Raw genomic sequence first — 17,859 nt, 5'->3', positions numbered from 1 at the left:
GTTGGAAGCGGGCAGGCGCTAAGCCCGGTCCGTTCGCGGCCCTCGTTTCATCTGCGTGCGCTCTGGGTTGCGATTGTAGCAGTCAAAAAGGGGCAACGGCGAGGCCGTGCCCGCTTCCCCAGGTGGCTAGACTTCGGATTCAGATCTGCTTGCCAAGTTTGGCATCTACAGACTGCGAATTCGATCCCCGAACCGCGAAGAACAAGAAAATGGCAGTCCAGAGGATCGATTTCTCGGCGCCACCAAAGCCTTCACCTCGCACCACGCCATGGAAATAGACAGTGACCAGGAGCACGATCATTGCAGCGAAAGCGGCTGGCCGCGTGAACAGCCCGATTGCGATCAAAATGCCGCCGAAGAATTCGGTTGCCGCCAGCAACGGCGACCAGAATAAACCGGGATAGAAGCCGAGACCTTCCACCATGCCGACAGCTCCGAAGGGATTCAGGATCTTTCCGTAGCCATGGGTCACCAGCAGTCCGCCGGCGATGACACGCAGAGCCGTTTCAGCGATGGTGTTAAATGGCATGTAAATTCTCTGAAGTGCCGGCACCATCGGGCGGGGTCGGCTATCGGCAAAATCTGGCATTGGTGACCTTTCCGTTCATTGCGATGCAACACATCTCCCGTGAACCGGTTCAAGAGCCAAGTCCGACGAGGTAAAATATGATCGTTTGAGTTAACAATGACGTGATTTCGACGTCACAATAGCGAATGCGGGCTGCGGAGCGGGCAGACGCTGCATATGCCCTGTTGCGAGCTCTGTCCTTGACCACAGGGTCCGGCCCGAAGAGTTGTCGGAAACAAATAGCCCGCCACTCATGAAAGTGGCGGGCCTTTGAATGCTCTTACTAGAGCTTCCAGGAAACAGATTTTAGATCTCGGGGCAGCCGCGCACGTTGGCAAATACCATCCGTGCGGGACCACGGCGCGTAAAGCCTTGGACCACGACACTGCGTGACGAGACACGAACGATACGAGCTCGACGGAGACCTGCGTCGCGCGCACTGTCAAGCGCATCGTCCGGGTCGCATGCCCGGCGAGCCGGCCTATAGCGGCGATCGTAATACCGGTCCCGATCGCGGTCGCGATCGTAAATGCCAACTCCACCTGGACCTACCCGCAGTTCCAGTTCCTGCGCGCCTGCAAAGGAATGGCTGATCGTAACGCAACTGAGTGCGGCAAGACCGATCATAGCCGATTTAAAAATATAGCGCATAAGTGCCTCTCTCCAGTTCTTCAACGTGCAAATCCGGTGAGAAACAGACTAAGGGAATTTCTGCTCCGCCCTGCGGCAAAAGACCCGGCTCCTCGTCAAGCCGGGCCTCTCCCAGTCCGCCTGCATCTCAGCGCGGTGCCGCCGTCTAGGCCCTCTCCTTGTCATCGTCAAGAGAGGAGCAAAAGCCTCGGTGACATGTAGCAACGCTGCCCGCACCCAACCGATCCTTCTGACATGAGGAAATCCACTGACACCGATGATTGACCTGCGCTTCACCGCATGCGCGCGAGCGTCGGAGGCAAATCTGATCGCAGCTGGCCGAAACCGCGCGGCACGTCAGAGCGTTTCTCGAGGGAAAGATAAACTCACCATGTCGAACCGCCGAGAACAGCAGACGCCCGAAGGCGCCTTCAAAGAGAAGATCGGGGAAACCACCTCATTCCCCTACGACCGACTGACGGTCGAGCGTTTTCGCGCGGCTTTTCCCCAAGCGCGGTGGAGCGATGACCTCAAGGCGTGGTTCGTTCCCGGGAAAACTGCCGGTCGCCGGATCGCCCGCTGGCGGGCGTATGAGGCAACGCAGGTCGAAGCCTATGCGGACGAGAAGGGACGCGACGCCTTCCAGTTCGATCCGATCGAAAGTCCCTATCTGGAGGTCGGGGAGGCGGGCTTACGGGTCCGGACGCCGTTTTCCCGGACTGTCGTCGATGAGCTGCGCGAAGTTCCCTGGGCCTATTGGGACAGCGATCTTAGGGTCTGGCATGTGCCCTTCCGGTCGTTCGACGACCTAAGGCGGCGATGGGCGACGATCGAGGCGGCGGCCCGGCGGAACGAGCCCGAAGAACGAAAGCGCAGGGCTGAAGAGCGAAAGGGAACCGAGGACGACAGGCGCGCCCGACTTCGCTCGGCCGAGAGGAAGCGTCGTCGCTATCCGCTGGCGTGCAACGACCTGCCGCCGTTGCAGCGGCCCGTGGCGACCGAACAGTACGGTGTCATCGTCTTCACTGAGATCACCGGCGAACTCGTCGAGCCGCCAGATACCGTTGCGGATTTCTATCCGGGTGCGACGGACGACCACGTCTGGGGACTGTGGCGGACGCCGACGCTGGACGAACTGATCTGCACATGGCCCGCGAAGCCGGTTCCAGAAAACCGGAGGCGAGAATGGTGGCTTCCGAGCATCGATGAGCTGAGGCCCGCCCGCCGGCTGGCGCGCTCCCGGGAACGGCGCAGACGAAAGTAATTGAGTGCATTCATATACATCTGCATAAGCGGCGCCTAAATTCGAGTTTGATGCGCGACTGCGAAGGTCTGCCTGCGTCACGCATCGCGAGAGAACCAAATGGCTGCTCACAGACCTATTGGACAGGATGACACGATGACCGTCGAACACCGGCTTGCAACCTACGGATCGCTGGCCCCCGGCCGGGTGAACCATCACCAGCTCGACGGCCTTGAAGGAACCTGGCGCAAGGGGACGGTTCGAGGGACTCTCGTGGAATCCGGATGGGGAGCTGCCCTTGGTTTTCCAGGCTTGCTGCTCGATGAAGGCGGCGCGGCAGTGGACGTGCTTTTGTTCGAGTCGCTGGATCTCCCGGACCACTGGGAACGGCTCGACGCATTTGAAGGGGCGGGGTATCGCCGTGAACGGGCAAAGATCAGTACGCCGGATGGGCAACTAGAGGCCTTTATTTACGTGCTCGCGCCCTAGGCGCATTGGCTGCCGACATAAGATATGAGCATTGCAAGCATGCGGTGCGAGAGGGTGCGCCTCTAATGCACTGCAGCTTCGAGTGCCGTCCTCAGCCCTCTTTCTCCAGCAGTCGGTTCGCATTGGCCGCGCGCGACGCTGATGAAGGATTCTTTCATGAGCGGCTTCCCATCTTCATTTCCTAAACTCAGGGCGTCTCATTCAGGGCCTCTGGCCACGTTCTGGCATGGACGGCGATCCAGCGTACGAATGACACACATGGATAGTCAGGCCTGAATAGTCATGCTATCGAAACCCGGTTGGGGAACGGATCCATACGATCCAAAGGGCGGAAGAATGAGACTGAAGCTCGTTGCAGTCGCGGTTGCGGCGCTAGCGCCCGTTGTCGCGATGCTCGTTTATAACGAAGTAGAGACACGCCTTCAGCGCAACGAGGAAATCAGGGGCAACGCTGCGCAGGCCGCGCGGCTGGCGGCTTCCGAAGTCGAACGGATCATCGAAGGGCTGCATGGCCTTCTTGTCGCCGTTGCCTCAATGCCCGCGATCCAGGATCTCGACGCGGCGGCTTGCGATCGGGCCCTTCGGTCGGTCGCCTCGAGCGTGTCCAATATTCGCACGATTTTTGTGACCGACTTGGCGGGGCATCCTGTCTGCGGCAGCGTCGAGCCGCCGAGTGGCGTCCGGTTCGCGGATCGGGACTACTTCAGGCAAGCCCTGGCGTCAGGCCGGTTTGTGGTCGGCACCTACACCGTCAGCCGGATGTCGAAGGGTGCAGTCCTTCCGGTAGCGATGCCGCTGATGAAGGAGGGGGTCGCCCAACGCGTGCTGGTTACGGGCCTGCGCTTGGAATGGCTGCAGGACAGGATCGCAGAACGCGGCGTAGAGGGTGGCAACGCCATAACGATCGCAGACGGCAAGGGGACGATACTGGCACGCGTGCCATATCCCGAGCGCTTTGTCGGAACCGCAATACCTCATGCCTTTCAACACCTGATCTATGCGGATTTCCCAGGTATCATCGAGGTTACAGGACAGGACGGTATCGAACGGATCCTTGGATATCGCCCGATCAAGCTTCCAAACAACCCGCTCTACATCGGCGCCAGCATCTCGAAGGAAGAGGCATTCGCACCGATCAACCGAGCGACGGAAGTCAATGCGCTGTCTATCCTCGGAGGCGCGCTGCTCGCCTTTCTGGCCGCCGTTCTCATAGGCAACCGGTTCATCGTCAGACCCATCCACCACATCGCTCGCGTGATGGGAGACTGGCGCGCCGGCAGGACCGACGTGCGCACGGGAATGAATCCGGCGAAAGATGAACTCGGTGCTGTGGGTGCGACACTGGACAGTCTCCTTGACGAACTGGACGCCCGGCACCGGCAAGCGAAGGAGGCGGAGGACGAAAGAGACCTGCTGTCGCGGGAGATGGCCCACAGAGTCAAGAACGGCTACGCTCTGGTGCAGGCGATCGCCCGACAGAGTTTTGCGAAGAGCGATCCTTCGCGTTATGCCGTGTTCTCCAAAAGGCTAACGGCGCTGGCAGGAGCCTACGACCTCATTCTCACAAGAGAGGCCCATTCGGCGGATATCTCCGAGACGATCCGAAAGTCGCTGCGCCCCCACCATGAGGTCGATGCCAGCCGAATGGAAGTAACCGGTCCACAGGTTTCTCTACCGGCGGAACTCACGCTGGCCCTGTCGCTGGTCGTGCACGAGCTCGGCACGAACGCGATGAAATACGGCGCACTCAGCACCGACGAGGGCCGGATTGTCGTTAACTGGACCCTCAAGGACCGGCGGGTTCTGCTGACCTGGCAGGAAACCGGGGGGCCCGAGGTCACTCGGCCCAACGCTAGAGGGTTCGGCTCGGTGCTGATCGAAAAGGCCTTCCCGGCAAAATATCAGGCAAAAAGCCTTTCCACCTATGGGACCAGCGGCCTGATATTTGAACTTGCATTTTTTCTGCCGGGAGATCCGACGGATGATCATCCGGCGACGTCTTTCCAGGTTGCCCGCGCACAAAGCGAGGATGGCGCAATCGAAAACCCGCGCAAAGCGGGCCGCAGTTGAGAAAGGCTGCTGCTCCGACGAACCGTCAAAGGCACTGAATCCCGTCCGCATGCAGGTTGTTTGCAGGCCTGCCTGACGTTGAGGTCATTCGCTCTGAATAAATAAGGAGCACCTTCTTCCGTTGAAGAAAATTCCGCCCGACCTAGCATTTAGTCTCAGGAATGGGAGATCAATCATGCTGCAAAGACTGGTGCGGGAACCCGATTTTGCCGTGCTCTCGCGGGCTGTCGGTGAATGGTATCACTATTATCAGGTCGCTCCTGATGAGAAGACAACGGATTTCTTATGTGCTGCTGCCCTTGCATTCTTTAATGACGGTTATCGCACCTCAGACGACATCGCGACACTGCTCATCGGCACCCACATCGGAGAGGTGGCAACACGCGTGAACGCGCGGTCTTCGTCGGCGATTCACTAGCGCCTCGCCGGCTGCTGCCTCGGCACCGAAATGATGTGAGTGGGAACTGTCGAGGTTCTGTCGGTAGCGGATCTCGATCAAGGTGCTCTGCCTGATATCTACGCCGCGTGTTCATTGCGGCTGATCCGGCAAATGCGGCCCGCTTGCCAGTCGGAGCGTATTTTAGCATCTTCGAAAGATTTCATTTGCTTTGCTTCCGGGGGCAGCGCATGGTTCCCGCCTCCAGCAGTCATCATCACGGGCGCTGCTGTTTGAGGGCTGCCTTGCCCTTGCCCCGACCGAAAGGAGGGCCTTATGTCTTCCGAATTTTCTACGAAATATCTGACGAGCCAAGACCTCGGCATGCTGCAGCAGGTGCTGAGTGATGCCGGCTATACAGACGATATTCTTATCGAACCGCCTCGACCTTTCAATGCAGCAGCCAAGCTGATGGTCCGCCTCTTTCAACAGGGAATGACGGATCCCACCGACCTCGCCAATGAACTTGATCGGCAATTCGGGAAGTCTCGGAAAATGGAGACGGCTTTTGCAGGTTCACCGCTTCATCGCTTCGCGATCCAAGGTCTTCCGACGGAGCTCCGTTCTATTGTTCATTAACGCCCTGCTCAAAGGCGAGGCTCGATCATGCGGCGGCAGAACTAGCGAACGCTTTGATAGACGAGGAAGTGGACGATGTTTGAAGGCAGCAGAAGGGAACTGGACGACTGGCAAGCCGAAAACATGGGCGCGCTAGCGCCAAAAACTGGAAAGTTACTGGGTGACAATCCGTATGATCCCCAAACGGATCCGGTTCGCTACAGGCTCTGGAGAGAGGCGTATTTTAAGGCCCAGAATGAGATCGACGGCTTTAAGCAGGACCCCGCATTGCTCCGAAGCCTGCGCTCCTGAAATCCAACTTTGATGATGCCGGCGCTGATCGCCATCGCGATCTTTCCGCTGATCACTGGCACAAGGAAGCTCAGAAGGACCGTCGAGCCGCCGGAGACATAATGTTGTTCGACTGAGGAGGAGCAATGTCGCTTAAAATGCGCCCGAACATGCCGCCGTTCGTCACCAATGAGAACGGCCACATCCCAATGACCGACATCGCGGCGAACTGGCTCGTGATCGTGACGCGCGAGGCTTTGGAGAGAGTAGCGTCGCCGCCCGACGCGTCGCTGGAGCGCCTGCTGGCATATGCCGACACCTTCGGCGAGGTCGCCACATATAAATTGGAGCATGGCCGCGCGGGCGAAGAGGAAACCATCTGGGTTCAAAGCGCGGATGTTGTCGAATGGCGAGGCACACAATCTATGTAGGTTCCTTCGACTATGCGGGCCGCAGCCACGGGGTCGCCCGCCTTTCGATGCGCCGATACCGCTCGTATCGTTCATCGGAAGGTCGCGAGCGCCGGACCAGATTCGAGCGGCCACGGGAGGAAGACCGCTCAAACCTAAAAGAAGACGGGCAACCGGATTTCAGGCTGCCTTAACGGGAACACTCGCTGCCCTGTAGGCGATCAAGTCTTCGATGGTGATCAGATGGAGGCCATGCCGTTCAGAAAACCGTTCGAGTTCGGGAAGGCGTGCCATCGTGCCATCGTCGTTGGCCACCTCGCAAATCACCCCGGACGGGGACAGACCGGCAAGCTTGGCGAGATCCACCGCTGCTTCGGTGTGGCCAGGGCGGGAAAGAACGCCGTTCGGGTGGGCTCGGAGCGGAAAGATATGACCTGGCCGGGCAAAATCCTCGGGGCGAGAGCCTGTTCTGACGAGTGCTTGAACGGTGGCAGCCCTGTCGGCGGCCGATATCCCAGTCGTCGTTTCGGGAATGTAGTCCACGGAGACGGTGAAGGCAGTCTTCAGCACCTCGGTGTTGCGTGGAACCATCAAAGGAATATCGAGCTCGTCGAGCCTGTCGCCTTCCATCGCAACGCAGATAAGGCCACGGGCGTGGTTCATCATGAACGCGATCGCTTGCGGAGTGACGGCCTCCGACGCGATCACGAGATCGCCTTCGTTTTCCCGGTCACGGTCATCGACAACGACGACGATCTCGCCCCGCGCAATAGCGGCGACCGCATCGTCGATTTTGGAAATTGCCATTTTCTTGCCTTTCAAGGGTTAGCCGTTGTGAGCGGCGTGCATGGCCTGTCAAAGCCACCATTTTCCCTTGGGCGAACAAGCATAGGAAACGCCGCGCTTGAGGCGGCGTCCGCTGCATTGCTCTCTTCCATCCGGACTATAACCGTCGGCTCCGGCATCTCACCGGATCTGCTGACCCTCCGCATCCACGAAGGCGCTCGCGGGCTCCGAGTTGCCTCGATACCGCCGGTGGGGAATTGCACCCCGCCCTGAGAACGCGTGTAACATAGAGGATCGATGCCGTGTTCTGCAAGAGGCTGCCGGCCGCCGGCCCATCGAGAATCTGTTTTTCGCGGTGAACGCACCGTTCCTCAATGTCGAATAAAGCTACGACATGATCAGGCCGCCATCGACGTTGATCGTCTGGCCGGTGATGTAGGCAGCATCGTCGCTGGCAAGGAAGGTGACGAGACCGGCGACATCCTCGCCAGATCCTGCCCGCTTCATGGGAATCCCTTCGACCCACTCTTTCATGAGTTCTCCGGGGCCGTAGTTGCCGAGGAGTTTTCCCCAGGCCTGATCGTTATAGGCCCACATGTCCGTTTCGATGATACCGGGGCAGAAGGCATTCACGGTGATGTTTTCGGTCGCGACTTCCTTGGCAAGGCTCTGGGTGATCCCGACGACGCCCATTTTTGAAGCGGCGTAGTGTGGTGTGTAGATGAACCCGTCGCGGGCTTGGCCAGAGGCGGTGTTGATGATGCGGCCGCCGCGTCCCAGCTTGCGCATGCGCAGAATTGCTTCCTGCGCGCACAAGAAGACGCCCTTGGTGTTGACGGCCATGACCCTGTCCCACTCGCCTTCCGTCATGTCTTCGATGCGGGCGATGGTGATGACGCCGGCGTTCTGGATCGACACGTCGACAGTGCCGTAAGCTTTCTCCGCCGCGTCATAGAGAGCCTTCACGCTGGCTTTGTCGGTGACGTCTCCGACGAAGGAGATAGCATTGCCGGCATCGGTTTTGATTTGCTCGGCGACTGCGTGGACCGACTCTTCGTTTGCTGAGACCACGAGATTGGCGCCTTCTCTCGCAAACCGCTTGGCGATCGCTGCGCCGATCCCGCGGCTGGCTCCCGTGATGACGACGGTCTTGTTTTCGAAGCGTTTCATTCTCTCTTCCTTTCCCGTTGCCAGGCGATATCGGTCGTCGGCCACAGAGCCGGCAGTTCCTGTTGCGTCATGCTGCCTTCAAGCGGCTGCAGAAATGATCTCGGCCTTGTGAGCGACAGTGGCCCCTCTGGCTATGGCGTCAATGTCGTCGTGGAACGCGCGACGGTAATCGCGGTCGAACCCTTCGAGCGCTTCGCGGGGTTCTCGATCGGCGTGAAGGGCGAGCGGGCGACGATGTCGCACGCCGCCTCGCTCGTAAGTCCCTTCAGCGCCTCGATCTCGGCCAGGGAGGAAGCGAGACCGTGTATTTTCCAGCTGCCGGCAATCAGCTTTCGCATGGCATCACCAGCAGCAGAAACCGCCGTCGACAAGCAGATCGACGCCTGTCACGAAACTTGCCGCATTCGACAGCAGGAACACGGCCGGACCGACCATTTCGTCGACCGTTGCCATGCGCTGCATCGGCGTCTGCTCTTCGAAGAGCTTGGTCTGATCGACCATCTCGGGACGCGTGTTCATCGGCGTCGCCGTGTATCCGGGCGAGATCGTGTTGACGCGGATTCCACGGCCGACCCATTCCATCGCCATGGACTTCGACATATGGATCACGCCGGCCTTGGAAGCGTTATAGTGCGCCTGGCTCAGTCCCCGGTTGACGATCACGCCGGACATGGACGCGATATTGACGATGGATCCGCGTCCGTTCTTCAACATGGCGCGGGCCTCGGCCTGGCAAGAAAGGAAGACCCCTTTCAGGTTGATGTCCATCAACGTCTGGTACTGATCCTCTTCCATCTCTTCCGCCGGGTTGGCGTTGGCGATACCCGCGGCATTGACGGCAAGCGTCAGTGCGCCGAGCTCTGCCTCGGTGCGTGCTACCGCCGCGCTGAGGGATGACTTGCGCGTGACGTCCGCTTCGATCTGGATGGAGCGGCGGCCTGCGCCTTGAATGTGTCTAGCCGTGTTGGCCAGTCCGTCATCGGTTCGGCGGTCGAGCAGCGCGACGTCGGCGCCGCACTGTGCAAGACCCATGGCAATGCGCTGCCCAATTCCGCTGCCGGCTCCGGTCACGATGGCAACCTGGCCGCTGAGATCGAAAAGCTTCGGGGCGTTCAGAGTGATGTCGGACACCGCTCTTCCTTTCTCTGTCTATTTAGATTGTAGCGAGCTCCATGACCGAGACGTCATTTGCCTCGTCACGATTGAGAATGCCTGCCTGCTTGCCCTGGGCAAGCACGAGAATGCGATTTGAGACGCCGAGAACTTCCTCGAGGTCCGAGCTCACGACGATGACCGCCACGCCCTGTTTCGCAAGATTGACGATGATGTCGTAGATGCCCGCTCGGGCGCCGACGTCGATGCCTCTCGTGGGTTCGTCGAGGACCACGACCTTGGGATTGCGCATGAGCCATTTCGCGATGACGACCTTCTGCTGGTTGCCGCCGGACAGGTCCGAAGCATATTGCTCTGCGCGACCCTTGACGCCGAACTTGGCAACCGCCTTCTGCGCGAACGAGCGCTTGACGCGGGGTGTGATCCAACGTCCACCCAGCATGTCGAGATTGGCGTAGATAATGTTCTCGCCGATCCGGTGCTCGACCACCAGACCCTGATCCTTGCGATCTTCCGGAACCATTACGATGCCTTTGGCGATCGCGTCGGCAGGATCGCGGAGCCTGAGTTCATCGCCTTCCAGCTTGATCGAGCCTGCACTGATCGGATCCGCACCCGAGATGGCGCGCACAAGTTCCGTGCGGCCGGCGCCGACCAGTCCGGCAATTCCAAGGATTTCGCCTGCCTTCACGTCGAAGGTAACGTCGCGGAACGAATTGTCCGGAGAACTCAGCCCCGACACCTCAAGTACCGGATGATCCGTCGGAACGGGCAGGGTCGGGAACAGACGGTCGAGCGAACGTCCAACCATGCTCTCGACAATCGTGCGCACGGGCGTCGCGCTGTCGGCGAATTCCTGCACGCGCTCACCGTCGCGAAGCACGACGATCCGGTCGGTAATCTGCCTGATCTCCTCCATGCGGTGGGAGATGTAGATGATGCCAACGCCTTCGGACCGAAGCTTTCGGACCTGTTCGAAAAGAGCTTCCGTCTCCGCGCCACCGAGTGCTGCGGTCGGCTCGTCCAGTATCAGGAGCTTTGCATTCAGAGCCAGCGCTTTCGCGATTTCGATGAGCTGCTGATTTGCGGTCGAAAGGCCGGCGACTCTCCGCGTTGCTGGTATATGAAGGTTCAGGCGAGCGAGCTGCTCCGTTGCGCGGCGAACCATCTGGGCGCGGTCGACGACGCCGTTCTTCATGGGCCAGCGTCCGATGAAGACGTTTTCTGCAATGGAAAGCTGCGGAAGGAGTTGCAGCTCCTGGTGGATCAGGACGACACCCTTGTCGATCGCCTCCCTTGGGGTGGCCGGGGCATAAGGCTGCCCCAGCCATGTCATTGATCCTTCGGATGGCGTGCGTGACCCGGCGATGATGCCGGAGAGCGTTGACTTGCCCGCTCCGTTCTCACCCAGAAGTGCAACAACTTCGCCCGGATAGACGTCAAGGCTGACATTCCTCAGAACCTGGAGCGGTCCATATCGCTTGGATATGCCCCTCAGGGAAAGAACCGGATCAGTCACGGCACACCTCCTCAAGACCTCGACTTTGTTACGGGTGGCTGGCGATGAAACCTGCGACGTTTTCCTTGGTCGTCAGCGTGGCATCCAAGAGCTGTACCGGCGGTACCTTCTCTCCGGCGACGAGCTTGGCGGCGTTTGCGACCGCGTCGCGTCCCATCTTCTGCGTTTGCTGCGTTGCAGTCACGTCGAAGACACCCTTGCTGAGCGCTTCAAGGGCTGCTGTGTCACCGTCGAAGCCGCCCACCACGATCTTCTGAGAGGGATTGGCGACCTTGATTGCCTGCGCGGCGCCAAGTGCGAGTGCGTCGGCTTGGGCAAATACGATCGAGACGTCGGGATTTGCCTGGAGCATGTTCTGCATGATCTGGAATCCTTCGTCCTGGCTCCAGATGTTCGAGTACTGCTCGGCAACAACCTTCACGTCCGGATTGGCCTTGAGGGATTCAGCGCATCCCTTGGAGCGGTCGACCTCGGGCGTCGTCCCCTTCTGGCCATGGATGATAACCATTTTGCCCTTGCCGCCGGCTTGCTTCAGAATGTAGTCGCAGACGGCCTTGGCGGACGCGACGGAATCCGTTGCAAGGAAGGTGTCGCCGGGTGCTCCGTCGGCGTTTCGGTCAACGTTCACCACCGGAACGCCGGCATTCTTGGCAAGCTTGACCGGAACGGTCGCTGCGGCCGCACCCGCCGGAATGTAGATCAGTGCGTCGATGTTCTGGGTCAGAAGGTCCTGGATCTGGTTGACCTGCGTCGGTCCGTCGCCCTTCGCGTCGACCGTGACGACTTCGATGCCATGCTTCTTGGCTTCGTCCTCGACGGACTGCTTGATCTGATTGAAGAAGTTTGCCTGAAGGTTGGCAACGGCCAGGCCGAGCTTCTTCAGCTCCGCCGCATGTACGGGCCCGAGCGTGAGACCAAGTAGTGCGGCAGACGCGAGCATGGTGCGCGCAATTTTCATTTTAATTCCTCCGTTGTTTGATGGAACCCTCGGGTCATTCCTCCCCCTCGGGGTATTGATCCGCCCCAACCCTTGGGGGCGGAATTCGTGGAGCGGGCCAACTCGGCGGCCGGCTCGTCAGGCGCGACGCCGACGAATTGTCTCCGCGCCGACCGCAAGCACGATGACGATGCCGATGATCACCTGCTGAAGGAACGGCGAGACATTGAGAAGATTGAGACCGTTACGAAGGACGCCGATGATGAGAACACCGATGAGCGTCCCCCCGATACCGCCGGCGCCGCCAGAGAGCGAAGTCCCGCCGATGACGACCGCAGCGATGGTGTCCAACTCATAGCCAAAGCCACTGGACGGCTGGACCGAGTCCAGGCGGGCCGCGAGCACGATGCCTGCTAGTCCTGCAAGGACTGCGCTGATCACATAGACGCCGATCGTCACGAGCTGGACGTTGATGCCCGCCAGGCGGGCGACCTCCGGATTTCCGCCCACGGCGTAGAGCATTCGACCTTCGGAACGAAAGTGCAGGAATAGCCAAGCGGCAAGGACGACGGCAAGCATTAGAAAGACGGTGGCCGTCAGCACACCGAAATGGCGATCGATTGCGAGCATCATGAACCAGTCAGGGAATCCCACGATCTGCTGACCGTCCGTGATCATGTTTGCGACGCCGCGAGCCGCCGACATCATGGCCAAAGTGGCGATGAACGCCGGAACCCTGAACTGCGTCACCAGCAGGCCTACGATCAGCCCCGAAACCGCGGATGCGGTCAGACCGAAAGCGATCCCGACGGGAAGCGGAAGGCCGGCGATATTGGCGGTCCAGCCCATGACCATCATCGCAAGGGCAAGAACCGAACCGACCGACAGGTCAATGCCGCCGATGAGGATGACGAAGGTCATTCCAACCGCCATGATGCCAAGGACGGTGATCTGATCGAGGATATTGAGGCCGTTTCGAACCGAGAGAAACGCGTCTGTGCTGAAGCTCAGGAAGACGCAAAGCGCGAGCAGCCCCACGAGCGGGCCGGTGGCACCCTTGAGCTTGCTCAGCCAGGTGCCGGATGAAAGCCTCTGTTCATTGATGTCGAGCGCCACCATCGTTCCTCCCTGGGTCTAGCTGGTAGCCAATATTCGTGCAGGCAGGAATAATTATTCACACCCGTTGGAAAATTCATTAACAAGTTGGTTTGCGGCTGTCAACAGCATTTGTCCGCGCCACTGGGTGTGCGATGTTCGCGTAAGGGGCTTGACTAAATGGCATCATGTGCAAAAATATTGCCGACTGAATAATTATGCACATGAGGAATCCATGGATACCACAGAACTCGAGCGCCTCGCTCGCGAGATCCGATTGCGCGATCTTCGGGCAGTTTTTGAAGCAGGCGCCGGCCACATCGGCGGTGAAATGTCGGTCATCGACATCCTCACGGCCCTTTACTTCCGCGTCCTGAAAGTCTGGCCGGACCAGCCGAAGCATCCCGATCGAGACAGGTTTGTCCTTTCGAAGGGGCATACGGCGTGCGCCCTGTACGTAACCCTGGCAAAGCGCGGTTTCATTCCCGAAGAGGAGATTTCCACCTTTCTGCGGCCGCACTCGAGACTGAATGGACATCCCAACTGCAACAAGGTTCCAGGCGTCGAAACGAATACCGGTCCGCTCGGCCATGGTCTGCCGGTTTCGGTGGGCATGGCGAAGGCCGCCAAGCTCTCGGGCGCGATGTATCATACGTACGTTGTCACCGGCGACGGGGAGATGCAGGAGGGTTCCAACTGGGAGGCAATCATGGCGGCCGCCCAATTCAAGCTGGATAACTTGACGTTGATCATCGACCACAACAGGTTCCAGCAGGGTGCGGCACTTGCCGACACTAACGACATCGCTCCACTTCGTCCGAAACTAGAAGCATTCGGCTGGGAGGTGAGCGAGATTGACGGTAACAATATGCACGAGATCGTTCCTGCGCTCGAACATCGAGGCGACCGCCCGCATTGCATTGTCGCGCACACGAACAAGGGACAAGGAATCTCGTTCATGCAGGATCGTGTCGACTGGCATCACAAGGTTCCGAACAAGGAACAATACGAAATCGCAGTGGCAGAACTGTCGGAGGCACTGTAATGAACGCCCCAGTAAACGCACCCAAGCTTTACGACTGCCGCGACGCGTTCGCAGCGACGCTCGAACGCCTGGCGACCGAGAACGAGAAAGTTGTAGCGGTCTGCAATGACTCGGTAGGCTCGTCGAAGCTTGGCGGCTTCAGGTCGAAATTTCCGGAGCGCCTGGTCAATGTCGGCATCGCGGAACAGAACATGGTCGGCGTTGGAGCGGGCCTGGCCAACGGCGGGCACCTACCATACGTCTGCGGCGCCTCTCCGTTCCTGACCGGAAGATCGCTTGAACAGATCAAGGCGGACATCTCTTACTCGAACGCGAATGTTAAGCTCGTGGGCATCTCCTCTGGAATGGCATATGGCGAGCTCGGTCCAACCCATCATTCGATCGAGGATTTCGCCTGGACGCGAGTCCTGCCGAACCTTCCTGTAATTGCGCCCTGCGACCGCATCGAGACCGCCGCGGCCGTCGAGTGGGCGGCGACCTACCACGGGCCATGCTTCCTCCGGCTTTCGCGCGTGGGCGTGCCCGACCTTCTTGCGGAAGGTCACAAGTTCGAGCTTGGCAAGGCAAATCTTCTGCGCGAAGGTTCCGACGTCACGCTCATTGCGAACGGCACATTGACTCACCGTATGCTGAAAGCTGCCGAAATCCTCACGGAACGTGGAATTCAGGCCAGGGTTCTCAACTTCGCGACGGTTCGCCCTATAGACGAGGATGCCATCATTGCCGCTGCCAAGGAAACCGGAGCGATTGTGACGGCAGAAGAGCATTCGATTTTCGGCGGGCTTGGCTCCGCTGTCGCCGAGGTGGTGGTCGACAATGCGCCCGTTCCGATGAAGCGCCTGGGCGTTCCGGGCGTCTATGCTCCGACCGGTTCGGCTGAGTTCCTTCTCGATGAATTCGGCATGGCTCCGTCGGCAATCGCGGATGCCGCCGAGGTGCTTATCAAGCGCAAATAAGCCGGTCGCACGCGATCGAGCCGGGACGCTCAGCCGCCCCGGTCTTTTAATTTGTGGAGGATACGATGCTCGCTATTCTGGCGATCGATCAGGGCACGACCAATTCAAAGGCAGTTCTGGTTTCCGAAAAGGGGGAAGTCCTCGGCAGAGGCTCCGCAGCTGTGGGGATTTCCTATCCGAAGCCCGGCTGGGTCGAACAAGAACCGAACCGTCTCTACACGTCTGTTTGCGAGGCGATCGAAGTCTGCCTGAAAGCGGTCCCGGACGTGACCATTGCGGCTGTGGCAATTTCCAATCAGCGCGAGTCGGTCACGGTTTGGGATGCTGAGACGGGAGACGCGCTGGGACCGGTGCTTAGTTGGCAATGCAGGCGCACGGCACCTGATTGCGAGCGTCTCCTCGTCGAAGGACATCTGGATCGCGTGCAGGCGCTCACGGGCCTACCTCTCGACCCGATGTTCCCAGGTTCGAAATTCCGATGGCTGCTTGATCGTGTGCCGAACGGCCGACCAGTGCGGCTGGGAACGATCGACAGTTGGCTCGTACACTGCATGACCGGCGGACGCCGGCACGTGTGCGATGCCTCGAACGCCGCCAGGAGCCAATTGTTCGACCTTGAGGAGCAGACGTGGAGTAAGGAGCTCGGCGAAATTTTCGGTGTCGATACCGCACTCCTCCCGGAGGTGCTCGACAGCTCCGCCGATTTCGGGACAACAAAGGGGCTGCAGGGCGTACCGGACGGCACCCCTATCAGGGCCGCGATCGGGGACAGCCATGCAGCCCTGTTCGGCCATGGGGCGTTTAAACCTGGTGATGGAAAGATAACCTTCGGAACGGGGTCTTCGGTGATGACGACCCTTCCGCGGTTCATCGCCCCACGCAACGGCGTCACGACCACCGTCGCCTGGCGCATCGACGGAACGCCGACTTTCGCTTTCGAAGGTAACATCCTCGTTTCTGCCGCGAGCCTTCCATGGATGGCGGGCATTCTCGGCCTTGCGGACGTCGCTGCGCTGATCGACCTCGCGGAGACCGCCGAAGCAGGCGGACCGGGATTCGTGCCAGCCTTCGTAGGACTGGGCGCACCGTACTGGAACTCTGACGCTCGCGCCCTTTTCTCTCAGATCAATTTCAGTACGACGCGTGCGCAGATGGCACGTTCGGTGACCGATTCGATTGCGTTTCAGGTCCACGACGTGATGGCGGCCATGCGAGCACAGAGTGACGGCGAACTCGGCGCCCTTTATGTCGACGGCGGACCAAGCCAGAACCGCTTCCTGATGCAGTGCGTGTCGAACCTTGTCGAGCATGCCGTCATCCAATGCGAGGACCCCGAGGCGTCGGCCCTTGGTGCCGCATATCTGGCAGGACTGTCGCTTGGTCTGTGGCGCGATCTCGAAGTCATCGCGGGATTACCCAGAAGCACGCAGATCATTGCCCCGGAACCTGTGGACCGGGCAGCGCTCCTGAATACCTGGAATGATGCTCTCGCCCGCTCGACGTCGCGCCAAACAATGGCTAAAGGTGAATAAAAATTCCCACCGGGATCAGCCATGGCTCGCCTCAACGAACTCCGCCTCATGTCAAGAGTGGCCCAGATGTACCACATCGAGGGGCGACGGCAGGCTGAGATAGCGCAGCATCTTCGCCTGTCGCAGGCCACGGTCTCCCGAATGCTGAAACGTGCCGAGGCCGAGGACATCGTTCGGACGAGCGTCATTCCTCCAGTCGGCACGTACAGTGAGCTTGAGGGCGCTCTCAGGCAGAAGTATGGACTACCCGAAGCCGTTGTCGTCGAATGCAGCGAGGATCGAGACGGCGCGGTCATGGCACGGATTGGGGAAGCGGCCGCCCATCTCCTTGAGGTCACGCTTGCCCCTGGCGAGATCATTGGAGTTTCGAGTTGGAGTCAGACCATCTTCAAGATGGTCGAAAACATTCACCCGCAGAAAAGCGCCCAGGCGAAGTATGTCGTCCAGACGCTCGGGGGCATGGGCGATCCCTCGGTGCAGACACATGCCACTCAGCTGACGACTCGACTGGCGCGCCTGACCGGCGCGGAGCCGAAGCTGCTTCCGGTGCAAGGCGTGACGACCTCGCGCGAGGCCAAGCTGCTCATGCAAGCCGATCCGTTCGTCCGTGAGACGATGGACCTGTTCGGCAGCATCACACTGGCAATTGTCGGAATTGGAGCGGTCGAGCCCTCCGAGCTCCTTGCGCGATCGGGCAACATCTTTTCGTCGCGGGAGCTTTCCGACCTGGCTGAAGCGGGAGCCGTTGGCGATATCTCGCTCCGGTTCTTCGACAGGAACGGTAAGGCGGTTAAGACGCCGCTCGACGAGCGCGTTATTGGTATCCCGCTCGAAGACCTCGAACGTGTGGATCGCGTGATTGCCTTAGCCGGCGGGTTTAAGAAGACCGCCGCCATCGCCGGCGCCCTTCGAATTGGGGTCATCGACATGCTTGTCACGGACAAGTTCACCGCTCAACGACTCATTGATCTGTAAAGCCAGCATTGGACGACCCAAAGCGTCGGCGCCTGC

20 protein-coding genes and 1 riboswitch are annotated in these 17,859 nt (G+C 59.7%); of the genes, 11 read left to right on the top strand and 9 right to left on the bottom strand.

The features are described 5' to 3' along the window. Positions 1 to 139 precede the first annotated feature (139 nt). Entirely contained in the window at positions 140 to 589 is a 450-nt protein-coding gene (locus QA644_RS30555; protein ID WP_283072877.1) for a DoxX family protein, read from the bottom strand. A 285-nt stretch (positions 590 to 874) separates the two neighbouring features. Further along, complete coding sequence (locus QA644_RS30550; protein ID WP_283072876.1) at positions 875 to 1,219, bottom strand: hypothetical protein; 345 nt, start codon at positions 1,217 to 1,219, stop codon at positions 875 to 877. Between the two features lie 370 nt (positions 1,220 to 1,589). On the opposite strand from QA644_RS30550, the gene QA644_RS30545 reads away from it, so the two are divergent. The 7 genes from QA644_RS30545 (at position 1,590) to QA644_RS30515 (ending at position 6,716) form a co-directional block, all read left to right on the top strand. Next, a complete protein-coding gene (locus QA644_RS30545; protein WP_283072875.1) occupies positions 1,590 to 2,462 on the top strand; it encodes a hypothetical protein in 873 nt (290 codons plus the stop codon). 135 nt (positions 2,463 to 2,597) lie between these two features. Further along, complete coding sequence (locus tag QA644_RS30540; protein ID WP_194731891.1) at positions 2,598 to 2,930, top strand: gamma-glutamylcyclotransferase; 333 nt, start codon at positions 2,598 to 2,600, stop codon at positions 2,928 to 2,930. Positions 2,931 to 3,266: 336 nt separating this feature from the next. Next, positions 3,267 to 5,000 carry a cache domain-containing protein gene (locus tag QA644_RS30535; RefSeq protein ID WP_283072874.1) on the top strand — a complete coding sequence of 578 codons (1,734 nt, stop codon included), beginning with the start codon at positions 3,267 to 3,269 and terminating at the stop codon, positions 4,998 to 5,000. Between the two features lie 175 nt (positions 5,001 to 5,175). Further along, entirely contained in the window at positions 5,176 to 5,418 is a 243-nt protein-coding gene (locus tag QA644_RS30530; RefSeq protein ID WP_283072873.1) for a hypothetical protein, read from the top strand. A 294-nt stretch (positions 5,419 to 5,712) separates the two neighbouring features. Next, complete coding sequence (locus QA644_RS30525; protein ID WP_074072513.1) at positions 5,713 to 6,015, top strand: hypothetical protein; 303 nt, start codon at positions 5,713 to 5,715, stop codon at positions 6,013 to 6,015. A gap of 75 nt (positions 6,016 to 6,090) precedes the next feature. Continuing rightward, positions 6,091 to 6,306, top strand: a complete 216-nt coding sequence (locus QA644_RS30520) for a hypothetical protein (RefSeq protein ID WP_074072512.1) — start codon at positions 6,091 to 6,093, stop codon at positions 6,304 to 6,306. 125 nt (positions 6,307 to 6,431) lie between these two features. Further along, positions 6,432 to 6,716: a hypothetical protein gene (locus QA644_RS30515; RefSeq protein ID WP_194730670.1), complete on the top strand. Its 285-nt coding sequence runs from the start codon at positions 6,432 to 6,434 to the stop codon at positions 6,714 to 6,716. A 159-nt stretch (positions 6,717 to 6,875) separates the two neighbouring features. Here the strand turns inward: QA644_RS30515 and ribB are convergent, their stop codons facing one another. From ribB to QA644_RS30480, 7 genes are all read right to left on the bottom strand, one after another. Beyond that, positions 6,876 to 7,502 carry a 3,4-dihydroxy-2-butanone-4-phosphate synthase gene (gene ribB, locus QA644_RS30510; protein WP_283072872.1) on the bottom strand — a complete coding sequence of 209 codons (627 nt, stop codon included), beginning with the start codon at positions 7,500 to 7,502 and terminating at the stop codon, positions 6,876 to 6,878. Positions 7,503 to 7,617: 115 nt separating this feature from the next. Next, a riboswitch (FMN riboswitch) is annotated at positions 7,618 to 7,762 on the bottom strand. 106 nt (positions 7,763 to 7,868) lie between these two features. Continuing rightward, a complete protein-coding gene (locus QA644_RS30505; RefSeq protein WP_283072871.1) occupies positions 7,869 to 8,651 on the bottom strand; it encodes a glucose 1-dehydrogenase in 783 nt (260 codons plus the stop codon). A 131-nt stretch (positions 8,652 to 8,782) separates the two neighbouring features. After that, positions 8,783 to 8,989, bottom strand: a complete 207-nt coding sequence (locus QA644_RS30500; protein ID WP_283072870.1) for a hypothetical protein — start codon at positions 8,987 to 8,989, stop codon at positions 8,783 to 8,785. A 4-nt stretch (positions 8,990 to 8,993) separates the two neighbouring features. After that, the gene (locus QA644_RS30495) at positions 8,994 to 9,782 is read right to left on the bottom strand and encodes an SDR family oxidoreductase (protein ID WP_283072869.1); all 789 of its coding nucleotides are present in this window, start codon (positions 9,780 to 9,782) and stop codon (positions 8,994 to 8,996) included. A gap of 22 nt (positions 9,783 to 9,804) precedes the next feature. Beyond that, on the bottom strand, positions 9,805 to 11,283 hold the full coding sequence (locus QA644_RS30490) for a sugar ABC transporter ATP-binding protein (protein ID WP_283072868.1): 1,479 nt from the start codon (positions 11,281 to 11,283) through the stop codon (positions 9,805 to 9,807). A 28-nt stretch (positions 11,284 to 11,311) separates the two neighbouring features. Continuing rightward, positions 11,312 to 12,241, bottom strand: a complete 930-nt coding sequence (locus QA644_RS30485; RefSeq protein WP_040115964.1) for a sugar ABC transporter substrate-binding protein — start codon at positions 12,239 to 12,241, stop codon at positions 11,312 to 11,314. 117 nt (positions 12,242 to 12,358) lie between these two features. After that, positions 12,359 to 13,339 carry an ABC transporter permease gene (locus tag QA644_RS30480; protein ID WP_283072867.1) on the bottom strand — a complete coding sequence of 327 codons (981 nt, stop codon included), beginning with the start codon at positions 13,337 to 13,339 and terminating at the stop codon, positions 12,359 to 12,361. A 211-nt stretch (positions 13,340 to 13,550) separates the two neighbouring features. On the opposite strand from QA644_RS30480, the gene QA644_RS30475 reads away from it, so the two are divergent. From QA644_RS30475 to QA644_RS30460, 4 genes are all read left to right on the top strand, one after another. Beyond that, on the top strand, positions 13,551 to 14,360 hold the full coding sequence (locus QA644_RS30475; RefSeq protein ID WP_283072866.1) for a transketolase: 810 nt from the start codon (positions 13,551 to 13,553) through the stop codon (positions 14,358 to 14,360). Further along, the gene (locus QA644_RS30470; protein ID WP_283072865.1) at positions 14,360 to 15,316 is read left to right on the top strand and encodes a transketolase family protein; all 957 of its coding nucleotides are present in this window, start codon (positions 14,360 to 14,362) and stop codon (positions 15,314 to 15,316) included. The genes QA644_RS30475 and QA644_RS30470 overlap by 1 nt, the downstream gene beginning before the upstream one ends. 65 nt (positions 15,317 to 15,381) lie before the next feature. Further along, positions 15,382 to 16,848 (top strand): FGGY-family carbohydrate kinase, encoded by a 1,467-nt coding sequence (locus QA644_RS30465; protein ID WP_283072864.1) that lies wholly within the window; start codon positions 15,382 to 15,384, stop codon positions 16,846 to 16,848. A gap of 21 nt (positions 16,849 to 16,869) precedes the next feature. Next, positions 16,870 to 17,823 (top strand): sugar-binding transcriptional regulator, encoded by a 954-nt coding sequence (locus QA644_RS30460; protein ID WP_022712627.1) that lies wholly within the window; start codon positions 16,870 to 16,872, stop codon positions 17,821 to 17,823. Positions 17,824 to 17,859 lie beyond the last annotated feature (36 nt).

This window comes from Rhizobium sp. CC1099, from assembly GCF_029714385.1.
Taxonomy (GTDB): domain Bacteria; phylum Pseudomonadota; class Alphaproteobacteria; order Rhizobiales; family Rhizobiaceae; genus Rhizobium.
This window is presented reverse-complemented; position numbering and strand designations above follow the sequence as displayed.